This is a genomic window from Hymenobacter arizonensis, assembly GCF_900115775.1.
GTDB classification, from domain to species: domain Bacteria; phylum Bacteroidota; class Bacteroidia; order Cytophagales; family Hymenobacteraceae; genus Hymenobacter; species Hymenobacter arizonensis.
The window spans coordinates 922273-937835 of record NZ_FOXS01000002.1; the positions used below are offsets into that span (position 1 = coordinate 922273).

At 59.9% G+C, this 15563-nt stretch carries 12 protein-coding genes and 1 tRNA gene; 4 read left to right on the forward strand and 9 right to left on the reverse strand.

From position 1 onward, the window contains the following. Positions 1-138: 138 nt before the first annotated feature. The 5 genes from BMZ66_RS10320 to BMZ66_RS10340 all read right to left on the reverse strand — a co-directional run bounded on the left by BMZ66_RS10320 (position 139) and on the right by BMZ66_RS10340 (position 5564). A complete protein-coding gene (locus BMZ66_RS10320; RefSeq protein ID WP_092672092.1) occupies positions 139-1710 on the reverse strand; it encodes a TlpA family protein disulfide reductase in 1572 nt (523 codons plus the stop codon). Between the two features lie 23 nt (positions 1711-1733). After that, positions 1734-3239 carry a M56 family metallopeptidase gene (locus tag BMZ66_RS10325; protein WP_092672095.1) on the reverse strand — a complete coding sequence of 502 codons (1506 nt, stop codon included), beginning with the start codon at positions 3237-3239 and terminating at the stop codon, positions 1734-1736. 2 nt (positions 3240-3241) lie between these two features. Beyond that, positions 3242-3610 carry a BlaI/MecI/CopY family transcriptional regulator gene (locus BMZ66_RS10330; protein ID WP_092672098.1) on the reverse strand — a complete coding sequence of 123 codons (369 nt, stop codon included), beginning with the start codon at positions 3608-3610 and terminating at the stop codon, positions 3242-3244. Positions 3611-3763: 153 nt separating this feature from the next. Continuing rightward, on the reverse strand, positions 3764-4186 hold the full coding sequence (locus BMZ66_RS10335) for a hypothetical protein (protein WP_092672101.1): 423 nt from the start codon (positions 4184-4186) through the stop codon (positions 3764-3766). Between the two features lie 70 nt (positions 4187-4256). Beyond that, positions 4257-5564 carry a TCR/Tet family MFS transporter gene (locus BMZ66_RS10340; RefSeq protein WP_439645761.1) on the reverse strand — a complete coding sequence of 436 codons (1308 nt, stop codon included), beginning with the start codon at positions 5562-5564 and terminating at the stop codon, positions 4257-4259. 98 nt (positions 5565-5662) lie between these two features. Between BMZ66_RS10340 and BMZ66_RS10345 the strand changes: the two genes are divergently transcribed. Then, the gene (locus tag BMZ66_RS10345; protein ID WP_092672107.1) at positions 5663-6757 is read left to right on the forward strand and encodes an acyltransferase family protein; all 1095 of its coding nucleotides are present in this window, start codon (positions 5663-5665) and stop codon (positions 6755-6757) included. A 64-nt stretch (positions 6758-6821) separates the two neighbouring features. Here BMZ66_RS10345 and BMZ66_RS10350 read toward each other — a convergent pair whose 3' ends face one another. Further along, on the reverse strand, positions 6822-7472 hold the full coding sequence (locus tag BMZ66_RS10350) for an alpha/beta hydrolase (protein ID WP_092672110.1): 651 nt from the start codon (positions 7470-7472) through the stop codon (positions 6822-6824). Between the two features lie 322 nt (positions 7473-7794). Between BMZ66_RS10350 and BMZ66_RS10355 the strand changes: the two genes are divergently transcribed. Together BMZ66_RS10355 and BMZ66_RS10360 are read left to right on the forward strand one after the other, a co-directional pair. Continuing rightward, positions 7795-7989, forward strand: a complete 195-nt coding sequence (locus BMZ66_RS10355; RefSeq protein ID WP_092672113.1) for a hypothetical protein — start codon at positions 7795-7797, stop codon at positions 7987-7989. 118 nt (positions 7990-8107) lie between these two features. Beyond that, positions 8108-8180: transfer RNA gene (locus BMZ66_RS10360), tRNA-Met, on the forward strand. Between the two features lie 131 nt (positions 8181-8311). Here the strand turns inward: BMZ66_RS10360 and BMZ66_RS10365 are convergent. Together BMZ66_RS10365 and BMZ66_RS10370 are read right to left on the reverse strand one after the other, a co-directional pair. Further along, positions 8312-9892 (reverse strand): DUF6770 family protein, encoded by a 1581-nt coding sequence (locus BMZ66_RS10365; protein WP_143080144.1) that lies wholly within the window; start codon positions 9890-9892, stop codon positions 8312-8314. Between the two features lie 35 nt (positions 9893-9927). Continuing rightward, positions 9928-11412, reverse strand: a complete 1485-nt coding sequence (locus BMZ66_RS10370; protein ID WP_092672119.1) for a M48 family metalloprotease — start codon at positions 11410-11412, stop codon at positions 9928-9930. A gap of 388 nt (positions 11413-11800) precedes the next feature. On the opposite strand from BMZ66_RS10370, the gene BMZ66_RS10375 reads away from it, so the two are divergent. Beyond that, positions 11801-14581, forward strand: coding sequence for a S8 family serine peptidase (locus BMZ66_RS10375; protein ID WP_092672122.1), 2781 nt, complete (start codon positions 11801-11803; stop codon positions 14579-14581). Between the two features lie 299 nt (positions 14582-14880). Here the strand turns inward: BMZ66_RS10375 and BMZ66_RS10380 are convergent, their stop codons facing one another. Next, positions 14881-15519, reverse strand: a complete 639-nt coding sequence (locus tag BMZ66_RS10380; RefSeq protein ID WP_092672125.1) for a class I SAM-dependent methyltransferase — start codon at positions 15517-15519, stop codon at positions 14881-14883. Positions 15520-15563 lie beyond the last annotated feature (44 nt).

A 15563-nucleotide genomic window follows, 5' to 3' on the forward strand; every position in this document is an offset into this window, starting at 1 on the left:
TGCGCTCGACATGACGTTCTTTTTATTCGGGAACAAGTTTAAAGACTGCAGCCCGGCTTGGTAGCTGCATTGCTGCGCTCCAGAAGCATTTCATCGCCCGGTGCCTTTGGACCCACCCACTAGCTTATGCGCCACTCGCTATTTTCCCTGCAGCCGCTCGCGCAGTTGCTGATACAGCTTATCGCCTTCGCTGGGATGATAAGTGCTGGCCTCCACCAGCGCGCCGGTTTTATCGAACAGCATGTAGCGCGGGATGTAGGAAATCACCGGCTTCAGCGACTCCTGCACGGCGGGCGAGGCCAGGTAATGATAGCCGCGCAGATTGTATTTCGCGGCCAGCGCCGCCCATTTTTCCCGGTAGCCGGGCTGGTCGACGGACACATACAGCACCTCAATACCGTTTTGGCTAAGGAAGTCGTGCAAGGCGGGTTCGTGGCGAAACTCGGCGATGCACGGCCCGCACCACGAGGCCCAAAAATCAATGAACACCGGCCGCCCCCGGAACTGCTGGCGCACCAGCCCGGCCAGCGTTTTCACCGTGTCGAGGCCCGGTGCCGGGGCAAAGGCGAGGGCCCGGGCGCCCGTATCGAAGCGGCCCAGCGTTATGTTCTGCCCAACTGTGGCGGGAGCTGACTTGGTTAATTGGGCTTTGGCTGCCTGGGTCTGGAGCACCTGCTTGATGACTGGATTATACGGGCTGGCTGGAAACAGCCGCAGGTAGTCGGCCGACACCTTGGCAAAGTCGGCGGCGCTCATGGCATTGAGAGCGGATGCGGTGAGCAGCAAGTCGCCCACTACCTGGCTTTGAGACGCAGCGGGTAAATAGTCATAGCGACCCACGTGGTCGGCCACCGGCGCAAACAGTGCTTCGTGGCGGAGCCAGGGGCGCGAAGCGGGGCGCGGGCCCGGCAGCACGCCTTTTTCCCGAAAGCTGGCCTCTGTGCCCAGGTTACCCATGGCGCTGCAGCGATAACGCGGCAGGGCGGGGTTGTAGCGGCTAAAGAGGCTGTTGACCAGCTTGCGGGTTTCGCTACGCGACATTTTGAGGTTCAGGTTAGCCTTGGCTGAGTCCGAGAAATGCCTCATTAGGGCATCACCGGCCCATAAGAGGATGCGCTGCTCGGTTTCGGCCGTCAGCACGTCGTAGCACAGCTTGCTGATTTGCCGCTGCTGATAAGCCGCCAGTAGCAGGGCGTTGGGCTTTTTCATTTCGGCCTGCAGGGCCAGCAGGACGCCCGCGGCGGTAGGGGCAGCGGCCAAGGTCTTGGCTACCCGAGCCCCGTCGGGCGGTCCGCCGTTCAGGAGCTGGCGGTTGGCCAGCAGGTTGTTGGCCGCCGCATTGGTGCCACTGAACGTGGCCTGGGGAGCCTCGGCACCTTTGGCTGGTGCAATTGCAAATTCAACGCGGGCGCCCGGCTCCACGAACGCCAGCTGTTGGGGGGCGTCATTACCTTGGAAGCGTACAAAGCCCGTCTGGCCGTGCCGCAATTGGTAAGTGAACTTGCCTCCCCGCACCACGGCTTCGTTGGGGCCAGCGGCGAAAAAGTAGTTGAGCGGCAAGCCGGGCATTGGCTCAAAAATGGCCACCAGGGCCGAGTCTGCTGCACCGGGCATCTCCCCGACAATGGTGATGGCACCGCTGGTTTGGGCACGCAGCGGGGTGGGGGCCACGGCCAGCGCCGCCCCAAAGAGGAACATCCAGAATTTCATAAGAAGGGTAGTTCAGCCGGTGATTACTGCGGAATAAATTGTCCCTGAGCATCAAATAGCAGGTAGTGCGCCCGGCGCCCCATTGCTATTTCGGCTCGGTATTGCGGAGCGCCGCCATCGGCTGGCTGCACTTCGGTCACGCTCAACAAGCGGGCTTCGGGGTGATTTTTTGTGATGTACGCCAGCGCCGGAGCCGCCAGATACGGGACCCCTTTTGCCTCTTCGGGCGCCGCCGCGAGGGGCTGCTGTACACCGTACTTCTGGTTGAAGGCTTGTACATCTGCGCGGTCTTGGTTCTGCTTGGTCGTAATTATGACTGCTCCCTTTGCGCCGGATTTACCAATTAGCTCCCGGGCTTGCTCGCCCTTGAGCACGTTGATATAAGCGATGTCTTGTGGATTGATGGTGTTCATGACATCGTTGTTCAACTTCCCATCGACGTAGTAGACGGGCGCGGGGGCTCCAACTATGCCGGGAGTGGCATTTCTTTCTTTTATAACGAAGCGAGCCGACGCAGCCGGACGCTCGGCAGCCATTTTGGCTGTGCCCGTGGTAGCTGCTTTTGCATTATCGGGTTTAGTGGGCTGTGCGGGGCTAGCTGGGCGTGTCCCCGTGGGGGAGGGGCTTGTGGCTGCCGGCACCACGGGTCCCGCGCCCTGCGCCCGCGCTGCCGAGAAGCCCAAGGCCACAGCAAGCACCAGTGGCATAGCCACTAAATAGCGGGCCAGTTGCCCAGTCGAGGATAATGGAGCGTTCATCATAGCAACACGGGTTTTGAGGGACGAAAAGGTGAAGGAAGAAACCAGCGAAGGCCCGGCCACGCCGTGGCTGAGGCGCAGCAAGCTGTACTGATAGGCGCGGCGGTCGAGGCCGGTTTGCAGGGCGGCGTGGTCGGCCAGGTACTCCAGGTTGTCGAGCAGGGCGCGGCGCAGCAGCCATGCCGCGGGGTTGCACCACGCCAGGGCCTGGGCCACTTGGGCCAGCAGCACGTCCAGGGTGTGCCACTGGCGTACATGCACTTGCTCGTGGCGCAGCACGGCGTCGAGTTCGGCAGCGGGGTGCTGCACCGGATTGAGGTAGATGGTTTGCCAGAACGAGAACGGGCTGACTGGCCCCGTGAGGGCGCGAATGGGCTGCCCGTACACCACAGTAGGACGCGCAGTCCGCCGCAAGCGCCACAACGACACCAGTTGCACCAGCAGACGCACTAGTAGCAGCGCTGCGCCACCCGCATACAGTCCCAGGCCCAGGGCTTCCCAGTTGAGGAACGGCGCTACCGGTGCGGCCACGGCACTTGCACTGGCTGGCGCGGCCTCCACCAGCACCATTGCCGTTGGTAGCACGGCCGCCGCGGGCAGCAACGCAGGCACGGGCAGCACCGGATACACCGCCGAAAAGACCAGCGCGAAAAGCAGGTAGAAACGGTTGAGAAAGAAAAAGGTGAGCCGGCGCAGCAGCCCGAAATACGCCGCCGTAAACAGCAGCAGCACCACATTGGCCTTGAGCAGGTAGAGCAGGGTGGCAGCCATGGCTATTCGGGCTTTTTGCTTTCGATGAGCTTGATAATATCCTGCAAATCAGCAGCACTGATTTTATCGTCCTGTGCAAAAAAGGACACCAACTCCTTATAGGAATTCTGAAAGTGCTGCTGCACCAGCGTGCCCAGCGAGCGACGCTGGTACTCGTCGGCCGAAATCACGGGCACAAAGCGGTAGGAATTACCCAGTTTTTCGGCCCGCACGTAGCCCTTGCGTTCCAGGTTGCGGAGCGTGGAAGCCAGCGTGGTGTAGGGCGGGCGCGGCGTGGGCAGGGCGTCGAGCACGTCTTTCACAAAGCCGCCATTGGGGAGAGGCCAAAGCACGCGCAGGGCGTCTTCTTCAGGTTGAGTGAGGCGTTCCATGGGATAAGACCGAAGAGTAATTACGATAATGTCGTAAATCTACGAAAATTTCGTAATTAAGGTCAACGCGTCGCATTTTTATTTCTCCTTGAATACAAAAAGAGCCCTGTCTGTTAGCCAGGGCTCTTTTTATTCAGAAACTCATGTTGGTACCTATCGAGCAGCTTGCTGGGCCTGGAGCCAGGCTATGGCCTTGCCTTCATCGCCGAAGAACCCTACTACAAAAGGCTTGTCATGGTAAGATTCGATGGGAGCAAAGTCGGGCCCGGTCGAGATGTGGTGGTGCAGGTCCGGGCCCACCAGGTAGGCCACGAACAGCCGGCCCTGTAGCCGAGCGGCCATGTTGGGGAAGTATTCGGCCAGCAGCCACGTGGTGATGGCCGGGTCGTTGAGGGTGCGCCGCCGAATGTCTTGCATCCAAAACCGGCAGTTGTCGCGCAAGGCAATCTCAGTCAGCTGTTCGTAAGCCGCCGGCAATAGCATGGGGTCGGGCTGGAAGCCCCAGCGGCCCACCAGCACCCCCAAATCGGGGCGAAGGGCAAGCTGCAGCAAAGGCATGGCGTGGGCTGGATTCATGAAGCAGGTGGGCGGTGAAGGCAGAGTGTAAGGGGACGCAGGCGCTAGGGTTGGGCTTAGCTGCTGTAAGCTAATGCGCGGGTGTTGCTTCTACTGCCAGTGGTCCCGCGTCCACCGGTGGGTGCTTGCGTAGGGAGCGCACCGCCAGCCCCACACTCACCAGCGTGAGCACCGCGCCCAGCAAAAATGGCGCCCCCGGAAACTGCACCGGTGCCGTGGGGCGCGTGAAATAACCGAACAGGTAAGTCATCATAAGGGGGCCTACTACGCCTGTGGCGCTGATGAGGCTGGTGAGCGACCCCTGCAGCTCGCCCTGCTCATTGGCTGGCACCTGGCTGGAAATGGTGCCCTGCAGCGCTGGTCCCGCCAGCCCACCCAGGCAATAGGGCGCCAAAAATACGAGCATGAGCCAGCCTTTGGAGGCAAACGCAAATAACACGAAACCCACCGTATAGCAGCTCAAGCCGATGACAATGGCCCGGGCCGCCCCCAGCTTTGGAATGGCAATGCGCACCAGCCCGCCCTGCACCAACCCCGAAAACAGCCCCACCACGGCCAGCGAAATGCCCACCATTCGCTCGGTCCAGCCAAATTTAAACATGGTATAAAACGTCCAGACCGACTGGGTGGACGAGCCCGCCAGGTAAATCAGTATGAGAGAAGCCACCAGCCCGAGCACCGCCGGGTACTTGCGCAGCCGCAGCAGCGAAGCCACGGGATTGGCCCGCCGCCACTGAAACGCCCGCCGCTGCTCGGGGGCCAGCGACTCGGGCAGCACAAAAAAGCCGTATAGGAAATTGCACAAGCTCAGGCCCGCTGCCACCATAAACGGCACCCGCGACCCATAATCGGCCAGCAAGCCCCCTATCGCCGGCCCTACAATGAAACCGACCCCGAACGCCGCACCCACCAAACCAAAGTTCTGGGCCCGCTTTTCGGGCGTACTGATGTCGGCGATGTAGGCCGTGGCCGTAGTGAAACTGGCCCCGGTGATGCCCGCAATTACGCGGCCCACGAAGAGCCACGCCAGGGTAGGAGCGAAGGTGAGAAAGATGTAGTCCAGCCCCAGGCCCAGTAGCGCGGCCAGAAGCACCGGCCGCCGCCCCAGCTTGTCGCTGAGCCCGCCAATGACCGGAGCAAAGCAAAACTGGGCCAGCGCGTAGGCAAATGTGAGCCAGCCCGAGTACTCCGACGCCCGGCTCAGCCCTTCGCCCGTGAGCTGCTGAATGAGTTTCGGCACCACCGGAATGATGATGCCCAGCCCGATAACATCAATCAGAATCGTGATGAAGATGAAGCCCAGCGCGGGGGAACGTTTATCGGACATAGGGCAAAGCAAAACGACTCCGGCCGTGGGCAGCCGAACCGCAAAGGTCAGGAGAAAAAGCACGCGGCCGAAACGGTGCCAATCATTTAGGCCTCGTAGCTGTGCGGCGGACGTATTTTGCAGCTCTATTTCGCGGCGATAGTTACTTTATGCCTGCTCAACCTTATCCTGTACTAGCATACCGCCCCGAACTCAATGGCTTGCGGGCGGTAGCAGTGGTTATTGTGCTGGTGCAGCACTGGGTGCGCCCGTCATTCCCACTGGGCGAGTTGGGGCCGAGTCTGTTTTTTGTGCTTAGCGGCTATTTAGTAGCCGGCATCATCTGGAGGTACGACGCTTACGTGGGTGCGCCCGGGCCTTGGTGGCGCCGCGTGGGCGTGTTCTACCTGAGGCGAGCCTTTCGCATTTTGCCTTTGTACTACCTGGCCCTGGTTGGCTCAGCACTGCTGCCACTGGCCATGGTGCGCGAGTACCCCATGTGGTTTGTGCTGCCCGGTGCCAACCTGCTCATTTACCGCCTTGGAGGCTGGGGCGATGGTGTGGGTCATTACTGGACTATTGCTGTCGAAGCCCAGTTTTACTTTTTGTGGCCTTTCGTACTTGCTGTGGTAGGCCGCCGTCTTAAATCGTTATTGGCACTAGCAGCCACAGCCTGGGTGTTTCGCGTGCTGTGGTCCACTTGGGTGAGTCCCGGCATGGTGCATTTACTGTTGCCAGCCAGCTTCGACTTGTTTGCGTTGGGGGCAGTATTGCGCCTCGCCCAAGGACAGCAATGGTTGACCCGGATTACTGTGTGGTGGCACGTCTTGCTGGCTTGGGGCATCTGGGTAGGTTTGCGGTTGTTGCTGAGCCATAACCCTGAACCGCAGGCATGGGCGGTGGGCCAATCCATTGTACTGGCTCTGGCTGATTTTCTAACCGTTGGCTGGCTCCTAAATGCCCCTCAGGCTGGCCGGTACTTGGGCATCAACCAATCCGTGGTGCAATGGATAGGGCGACGCAGCTACGGCATATACCTTTTTCATTTACCATTGCTCGTATGCTGGCAGCGGCTGGTGTATCACTTCGTGCCGGATACTGCCGACCGCGCCCACTTAATGGGTCCTTTGCCGGTGCTGCTGGTCCTGACACCAGTATTAGCTGTTTTAAGTGCCGCTGCATGGCATTTGGTGGAAGCTCCCATCGACCGGTTCAAAAATAGGTTTCCATACGCCACCTCTCCATCAGAACTCAAACCAGCCTAGCGTGGCGTGAACGCCTTCAACGCAAGCAAGTGGTCCGAGAGCAGCATTCCGCAGCCAGCATTGACTAAACCGGCGCGCTGGCGCCCAAAGCGGCCAGTGGCAGGGGCCCCGAATCGACGAGGCGCTGCTGCGCACTGAGGCCCACGTCCAGCAAATCCTGCATCAGGCCCTCGCCAATGGTTTCCCGCGTGTAGGTGTCGTTGGTGGTGCTCACCACCAGCACCGGGCGTTCGGGCAGGCCCACCAAGGTGGCCCGGCGGTCAATCTCCGTTGGGAACACGGGCGCGCACATAATCAATCGGGTGTAGTCGATGCTGGTACTGGCCAGCCAGCGGCAGGCAGCCGCTGCGCCGTGGCCGTAGCCGAAGACGGTGAGGGGCGTGCCGGGAGGGCAACGGGCCAGCACGTCGTTGGTGAGGCCGTCGAGGTAGGCGCTGAGGTCGGAGAGGTCGGCCAGCAGCGAATCGGGCGCGAACCACGCCGCGCCAGTGAGCGGCGCTTCGCCCTCGGCGGTGGGCAGGGCGTGGCGACTTAGGGCTTCGGGCAGCAGCAGCAGCCGCTCGGGGGTGTCGAGGTTGAGGAGCTGGTCGGCCAGGTCCGACATGGGCTGGTCGTGGCCGTGCAGGCACACCCACACGTGCTCAATGGCGGGCCCCGGCTCGCCCAGGCTCAGGTAGCGCGCCGTGCGGGGCGTAGTAAAGGAAAGTGGAATCATAGGGTCGCAAGTAAAGCCAACGTGATGCAGAAGTCTATACGGTAGTTGTCGGCGTAGCGTCGGTTCGGGGCTCGTGCGTCTGCCTCAGACCGTGCCACCGCCCTGCCAGCAGGAGCAGGCTGCCGCAGGCGGTTCAAGGTCTGATTAGCTTATTGCGGGCCAAGCATTCCAGCAGCGTTGCTGACGAACTTACATCTGCTTTCCCAGCGTGCTACTTCCGGAATACTGTTCAAGTGCTATCTATTTGTTGTCAACTACCGTATGATGGGCAATCCCGGCTTTTCCGGGCCTCCCTCTGACCCTCACTTACAGTACTATTTCCATGAACCAAAAACGCACCTTCGGCACGGTTCTGACCATTCTGGGCATCCTCGGCATTATCATTGGCGCCCTTGCTTTTCTGGGTATCGGCAACCTTGGCCTGAGCAAGCTCAACTCCGCCGTTCCGTTTATAGTGGGCCTCATCTTCTTCATGGCCGGTATCAACCTCGTAAAGACCACCGGCGACCGGGCCTAGCGCTCCGAATTGATAAAATACTGGCTTGGTAGTCAACGGCTCACTGGCTGTGAGCAGGTTTTTCCACGCAAATACATTGCCTTCCCGAAAAAGCACATTACCTTTGTATCACAAACAGTGCGGGGTGGAGCAGTTGGTAGCTCGTTGGGCTCATAACCCAAAGGTCACTGGTTCGAGTCCAGTCCCCGCTACCTAAAAGGCCGTTTTCCATATGGGAAACGGCCTTTTCCTTTTTAGCCTCCACTATCGGGGCAATGGTTAGTTCGTAAAAAAGGCCCGACGCATGCGCCGGGCCTTTTTGCTAATATGAAACGGAAGCAAATCAGATGTTCAGCTTCACCAGCTTCATGCCCATTCTCTTCTCTTTCTTGAGGTAATCCACCAGCATCACATAACCCGGCTTGGCCGGGTACAGAAACGAGGACGTGGCGTTGCTGGTGCCGTCAATCTTGTCAATTTTGAACTGGCCGTTGTCGCCAAAGGCCACGTTGCCAATGATTTTCTTGGTGGCCTCGCCCTTCTCCTTGTCGTAGTTAATGTACACCACGTTGAACTGCGAGTTGGCGTCGTTTTTCTGGGTGAACTGATAGTCGAACTGGCCCGACTGGCGGAAGTACATGCCCAGCAGGCCCGCGCCCATCAGGCCGCCGCCCGGGGGCACTACGGCCACCGAAGGGTCTTTGGGGTAAAACTTGATGTCAGTCAGTTTGTAGTCGGGGTCGAGGGCGAAGACCAGCATGTTGGCGATTTTGCCTTTCGATACCGAAGACCGGCCGCCCAAGGCGCTCAGGGCAATGCCCATGCCGTCGCCAACCACTTTGTACTGCTCGGCCACGATGTAGGTCTTGCCGTTCGAGCCGCGCACGATGGACTGCGTGTAGTTCACGAAACCGTCTTCCACGCTCGCGCGGGCTTCGGCGGGCAGGGCGGCGGCTACTTCTTTTTGCCAGCCGTAGTTCTTGGCGGCCAACGGCTTGCCTGCTTCACTGAAGCGCTTAATGTAAAAGCCCTGGCTTTTGTTGACGAACGGCTTGTCATCGAGCTTGTAGAATTCGCCCACGGCAATAAACTCCCGCTTCACCGGGTCGAAGGTGAAGGAGTTGAGGGAGAGCTGCTCGGTTTTGGAGGTTTCCACCGGCATGTCGAGCACTTTCTTGCCAGTGGCCGACTCAATGGCTACCATGTAGGCCTCAACTTTCTTCGACATCATGCCGTCGCGGCGCAGGATGGTGGCCAGGATGTACTTGTCCGTGGCCTGGGTCATGCTGATGGACTCGTAGAATTTCGACTTGGGGTCGGAGCTCAGGCGCCAGCGTGGGTTCAGCTTGTCGTCGTACATCTGCAGGTGGAAGCCCTTCATCATGCCTTCGTAGCTGTTGCGCACGAAGCCAAAGTTGGGCACCGCAAACAGGTTCAGTCCAGCCATCATGCCACTGCTGCCCTCGTTGTTGCCGCCCTGCGTCGTGAGCGACTGCTGAAGCACCATCATATCCATTCGGTTCAGGTCGCCAATGGCCTTAAAGCCCATCTTCTGGAGGCCGGTGTCGTAGGTTTCCAGCTCCAGCGTTTTATCCTTCGAGTTGTAGTAATACATTGCGAAGGCGGTGCCGTTGAAGGAGTTGCTTAGCAGGGAATACTTGCCGGCCGGCTTCTGCAAGGTGATGTTGGACACCTTGTTGAGGTCCTGGTCGTAGAAATCGAGCAGGTAATTGTCGTTTTTGCGGTCGGCCTTGTCGCCCTTGGTGTAGGTCACATAGCCCTTCACCTCGTTGCCAGCATACACCGGCTCAATGGCTCCGCGGGAGACATTGGAAATGCCTTCGAGGGTTTGGGTTTGGGCGTGCAGCGCCGCCGGCACGGCCAGCATCAAGCAGGCCGCCAGTAGATGGGGTTTAACAAACATGAAAAAAGGTAAAGAGTTGAGGAATAGTGAAAAAATTAATGAATGGATTTTTTGGATGGCATTGAATTAGGAAACAGCAGCTTGGCAAATTTGCCGTTGTGGTAATGAGTTAGGTACTGACGCTGCAGGGTGGCCGCGGCCGGCGCGCCAGATATGGCCGCGGCGGCGTAGCTGGCAGCCAGCGTGTATTCATCGGCAGGGGCGGCGGTAGCCGGAGCGGCGCCGGCGCTTTGCGCGAAGCAGGCCAACAAACCCTGGTAGTCGTCGGCCTTCCAGGCGTTGAGCGCAGTCCGCAGCTGGTTAAAGTTTTCGGGGTGATGCTGTGAGACGTTGCCCACTACCTCGTAGAACGTGTGCTTGAGTAGGTGCTCGCGCAGCTCGTATAGGCTTAGCGTTACCACCGAGCGCAGGTAGGAGTTTTGGGGCTCCTCGCCCAGCAGCTGCAACGCTTCGAAGAGGGCGTGGTCGTAGCAGTCGTAATCAAACCAGCTCTGTACGGCCTCCAGGCGGCTCACGGAAATGATGCGTGCGAATTCCGGGGTAGGGGCGGCCGGAGCATCGGCAACCTGGCCCTGGGCCAACTCACTCAGGTAACGCATGCGCTTGGCGCAGTCGGGATGACTTTTGAGGGTGTCGGTGGTTTCGAGAGCGGTTTTGACCGGTGCCGCCACCGTAAAGATGGACCTGGATTTGACCGGCGCCTCGGGCAGCGGGTAGGGGAAGGCCGCGCAGCCAAAGTACTGGCCCAGGGCCAGGGGTTCGGGCGAGCGCGGCTGGTCGATTTTGTCCAGCAGCTGCAGCACGCGGTAGGCCTGCGGGGCGTCGAAGCGCGTGCGCTTGAGCAGCGTGTAGCCAAGGGAATCGGCCTGCTTTTCGTATTGGCGGTGGTGAAAGGTGCTGTTCAGCGACAAGCCCAGCGCCAACGCTTTCAGCTTGGAGCCGATGTTGTATTCGTCGGCCACGATGCGCTTCACCTCCCGGCGCAATTCCTTGCTGTGAATTTTGGTGAGCTGCCCGCGCAGGGTCCGCTCCATGTGCTGGGCTTGGATGTGGGCCAGCTCGTGGCACAACACGTAGGCCAGCTGGCTTTCGTTTTCGAGGCGGGCCAGCAGGCCCACGTTCAGCATCACGGTGCTGTTGCCGACGGCGTGGGCGTTGGGCGCGGGGTTGCGGCTGAGCACGAGCTGCACCGGCGGCAGCTGCGGATTGGCCTCCCGAATTTGGGCAAATACCCGCTGCACGAAAGGCTCCAGCACAGGGTCGAGCAGGGCCGAGTGCCGCACGGTGTTGTAGATGTCGGTGGCAGCTTCCTGCGCAATTTTCCGGTAGTGTTCTCTGTACTCGCTGCTTGCCGACTTGGGCAGTACCAGGTATTTCTGCACGGCCGCCTGCTGGGCCACGGCCAACTCGTGCGCTCGCAGGGTATCGGCTGAATAAAAAGGCAGGTATTGGGCCTGTTGAGCCTCGGCTGAGATTACCAGTGCACTGTTCAGGAAGAACAGCAAAAGCAACAGGCGCATAAGGTCGCGGCAGAATATTATTTCGTGCGGGGTAGAGAATCTGCCGAATCAAAGGTAGACCGGTACATAGCTATAATCCTAAGATTAAGTTCTGGCGCTTGCTGTGTTTTGTGTGGTGGTCAATGGCCTAATTCACTGCGTGATGACAAGGGCTGCGGCCTCTATTGAGACAGTTGGGACATACCATTAGCATAGCGCCAGGCGGGCCAACCCGCTCCCAAGTTGGGCTTGGGAAGCCCCGGCTTACTGTTCAAACACGCTCTTAATCCAACGCTAGTATAAAATTTTGATTTTTAGACAGTTTTAATCTACATAGCTATGTTTACTATGATAATAATCATACATTAGCTGTAATCATTCACTGTTTCACATCACCATTCTGTACCCTATGAAAAAAACGCTACTACGCCTAGGTCGGCTGGCCTTCTGCACCAGCTTACTGTTCGGCGCCCTGACCAATGGCTACGCCCAAGAGCCCAACGCAAAAGACAAGAAACTCAAGGTAGCAAAGGAGCTGCGCGAGTTGGGCAACAAATCCACCTCGGCTGCCCGTGGGGCCCAAGTAGGTGGCTTGCAGCGGGCTGACTTGCTGCAGGTAAAAGGTAATTACGTGGTGATTGAGGCAGTTTCTACCGACGCCGACGGCCGCGTGCTGCTGCAGCAATTGCAGCAGATGGGCCTGAAAAACGGCGCTTCTTTCGGGCGGATGGTGTCGGGCTTGTTTCCAATCGAGAAAATTGGCGAATTGGAGCGGGTTGAAAAGCTGCGTTACGCCACGCCGGCGTACCAGCCCATGCACAACAAAGGCCTCGTTACGTCGCAGGGCGATATATCGCTCGGTGCCGAGAAGGCCCGCGCTAGCTTTGCCGTGACCGGGGTGGGTACCAAAGTAGGCATCCTGTCGGATAGCTACGGTACTATTCCGGGGGGGGCGGCCGCTGGGGTTGCCTCCGGCGACCTGCCGAACGATGTGGAAGTACTCGAAGAATTCAACCTGCTCGGCAGCGACGAAGGCCGTGCCATGGCTGAGATTGTGCACGACGTGGCCCCCGGTGCCAAAATCGCATTCAATACCGCTTTTCTGGGGCAGGCGTCTTTTGCCAATGGCATTATCCGACTGGCCGACAATGGGTGCAACGTAATCGTCGATGACGTGTTCTACTTCGCTGAGCCCTTCTTTCAGGACGGCATCATTGCGCAGGCCGTAGACCGCGTGGTGGACCGGAACGTGTCGTACTTCAGCGCGGCTGGCAACTCGGGCCGCCGGTCGTACGAGTCGGGCTTCCGCAACTCCGGGCAGTCCGTTATTATAGGCGGTGTGAACTACGGGGTGGCCCACGATTTTGGTGGGGGCGACACCCGGCAAACCATCGTTATCCCGCCAAGTGGCCAGCTCCGCCTGGCCCTGCAATGGGCCGACCCGTTCTTCTCGGTGAGTGGGGGAGCCGGCGCGCAGACTGACCTGGATGTACTGGTGTTCTTCAACAATACGCTGTTAGGGAATTTGTCTTCGTTTGGCGATAACGTTGGCGGTGACCCCTTTGAATTCTTGGGGTTGAATGCTGGCACAGGAGGAGCTACCATCGAAATTGCGATAGTAAAATATGCCGGCCCCGACCCGGCGTTGATGAAGTACATCGAATTCGGTAACTCGACCGTTACCGAGTTCTTCACCACCGGCTCTACGGTGGTGGGCCACAACAACGCGGCAAAAACTATATCGGTAGGGGCGGCTCCTTGGTTTAACACCCCGGAATTTAATGTCAACATCACTCGTCCGGTAGTAGAGTCGTTCTCGTCCTTGGGCGGTACGCCGGTTTTCATTACCACGACGGGCGTGAACACGGGCATCGACCCCAGCAAAATCCGTCGCAATCCATCGGTGGTGGGTCCGGATGGCGGCAACAACACTTTCTTCGGTTCCGATATTAATCTGGACGACGACAATTTCCCGAACTTCTTTGGCACCTCGGCGGCAGCCCCGCACGTGGCTGCGGTAGCGGCGCTCATGCAGCAGGCCAACAGCAACCGGCTCTCGCCGCAGCAAGTGAGAGACCTGCTGACCAGCACGGCCCTCGACATGGACGACCCCTTCACCGTTGGGGTGTTCGATACGGGCTACGACTTGCGCACGGGCTTCGGCTTTGTGCGGGCCGAGCGGGCGGTGGCCCTTGCCGCCGACCCCTGCCTGAACGACGTGACGCCGCCAGTGGCGCGGGTGGCCAATATTGAGGTGGACCTGCAGAACGGGACACGCACCGTGCTGGCCACGGAGGTGAACAATGGCAGCACCGACAACTGCCGCGTGGCTTCGCTAAGCATCAGCCCCAGCACCTTCACGTGTGCCAACATCGGCCCCAACCAAGTCACACTCACCGTTACCGACCCCAGCGGCAACGTGAGCACGGCCGTGGCCACGGTCACGGTGAAGGGCACTATCCCCACCCCCACCATCACCGTTACACCGTCCAACTCCGTCTTTACTGGCGGCGTGGCGACCACCCTCTACCTGGGCTACGGCCCGCAGAGCGTGACCCTGGTGGCCAGCGGCGGCCAAACCTATAGCTGGAGCCCCAGCGCGGGCCTGAGTCGAACCGACATTGCGAACCCCATCTTCACGGCTACTGCGGCCGGCATGTTCACCTACACCGTCACGGCCACCAGCGCCAGCGGCTGCACGGGCACCGCAAGCGTCACGCTGACGGTCATCGACGTTCGGTGCAGCAGCAACGGCAAGAAAATGGACAAGGTGCTGGTTTGCAAAAACGACAAAAACACACTCTGTGTCGCCGCCGAGGCAGTCGAGGGTCAATTGCGGAGTGGCGCCGTGCTGGGCACCTGCGGCGACAACAGCCCATCGGCTAAGGCAGGCGGCCAGCTGTTAGCTTCCGAGGGCAGCGCTGCGGCCACTGGTCTATTGGAGGCCTATCCCAATCCGTTCACCACCAGCACCACCTTCCGCTTCAGCACCCCGCAGGCGGGACCGGTGCGCGTGCAGCTCTACAACCACCTGGGCCAGCTCGTAACCACGCTCTACGACGGCGAGGTTGCCGCCGACCAGCTCTATGAGCGCACTCTGGCACCTATGGGCCTGGCGAGCGGCCTGTATACCTGCCGGTTCACCACCAGCACCGGCAGCGTCAGCCAGCGCGTGGTCCTCACCCGCTAAGACGGGCCGTCGGTTAGCAAGTGCAACTGCTAGCTAATAGTGAAAACGCCCCGGCCAGTAGGTCGGGGCGTTTTTGTTTCGTCCTGGCATTGAAGCCGTCCCTTTCACTGAAGTGCTTTCGCAACGGGCCGTAGCTCCTGATGCTGCTGTCTTTGTTTCCATTGTAGGGGCGCTCTGTTGCTCAACCGAAGCATCAGAGCATGGCCCGTTGGGAACCTTCCGGGCCGCATTGGCCAGTGCTTTTGTGCCCGATACTGGTGAGCTGGTCTAAAGAGGCAATGCCAAGCTTGTGCGCCCCCTTAGCGCGAAGCCACCCGCGCCACCACGGCATACAGCGGGTCGGAGCGGCCGGGAGGGCGCGGGCTCCGGTCGAGTAGCTCGATGGCCTGCCAGCCGCCGGCTGCTACCAGGTACTGCTGCACCAGGGCCAGGTGGCCGCGGTCGTCGAGGTGGTGCCAGGCGGCGATGGCCTTGCTGGGAAAGCAGCGGTTGGAGAAGGTGATGACGAGCGGGGCTTCGGGCCGCAGCACGCGGGCCAGCTCGCGCAGCACTGCCACGGGTTGGGTCAGGTAGTCGATGGAAACGCAGATGGCGGCGCCGTCAAACTCATCATCTTGGAAAGGCAGGCTGGGCTGCTGGTTCAGGTCCTGCACCACGTAGGATTCCAGGCGGGGGTTGGCGGCTAGCTCGGCGGCGTTCATGCCCAGGCCCACCACGCGGCGGTAGGCCACGTCGGCGGGCAAGTGGCTGACCCAACTGCTCATTAGGTCGAGAATGGCGGTGTCAGGGGCGAAATATTCGCGGTAGAGCTGCGTGACGGCGGCAATGGCCGCGTCGTCGATGTGCGTGACGAAGCGCGGGTGATGGTAGAATTCCGCGTCGGGCGTTTCGTCCTGGCGGCGGAAGATGTTGGCGGGGAGAGCGTGGTTTGGGTCCATGAGTAGTGGTACGCAAATGCAACTAATGCGTACTTAACTACCGG

What these genes read in the sequence shown, in the direction of transcription:
- BMZ66_RS10320 (WP_092672092.1), bottom strand. Translation starts at nt 1,710, where the DNA reads ATGAAATTCTGGATGTTCCTCTTTGGGGCGGCGCTGGCCGTGGCCCCC.
- BMZ66_RS10375 (WP_092672122.1), top strand. Translation starts at nt 11,801, where the DNA reads ATGAAAAAAACGCTACTACGCCTAGGTCGGCTGGCCTTCTGCACCAGC.
- BMZ66_RS10330 (WP_092672098.1), bottom strand. Translation starts at nt 3,610, where the DNA reads ATGGAACGCCTCACTCAACCTGAAGAAGACGCCCTGCGCGTGCTTTGG.
- BMZ66_RS10345 (WP_092672107.1), top strand. Translation starts at nt 5,663, where the DNA reads ATGCCTGCTCAACCTTATCCTGTACTAGCATACCGCCCCGAACTCAAT.
- BMZ66_RS10370 (WP_092672119.1), bottom strand. Translation starts at nt 11,412, where the DNA reads ATGCGCCTGTTGCTTTTGCTGTTCTTCCTGAACAGTGCACTGGTAATC.
- BMZ66_RS10355 (WP_092672113.1), top strand. Translation starts at nt 7,795, where the DNA reads ATGAACCAAAAACGCACCTTCGGCACGGTTCTGACCATTCTGGGCATC.
- BMZ66_RS10380 (WP_092672125.1), bottom strand. Translation starts at nt 15,519, where the DNA reads ATGGACCCAAACCACGCTCTCCCCGCCAACATCTTCCGCCGCCAGGAC.
- BMZ66_RS10365 (WP_143080144.1), bottom strand. Translation starts at nt 9,892, where the DNA reads ATGTTTGTTAAACCCCATCTACTGGCGGCCTGCTTGATGCTGGCCGTG.
- BMZ66_RS10325 (WP_092672095.1), bottom strand. Translation starts at nt 3,239, where the DNA reads ATGGCTGCCACCCTGCTCTACCTGCTCAAGGCCAATGTGGTGCTGCTG.
- BMZ66_RS10350 (WP_092672110.1), bottom strand. Translation starts at nt 7,472, where the DNA reads ATGATTCCACTTTCCTTTACTACGCCCCGCACGGCGCGCTACCTGAGC.
- BMZ66_RS10335 (WP_092672101.1), bottom strand. Translation starts at nt 4,186, where the DNA reads ATGAATCCAGCCCACGCCATGCCTTTGCTGCAGCTTGCCCTTCGCCCC.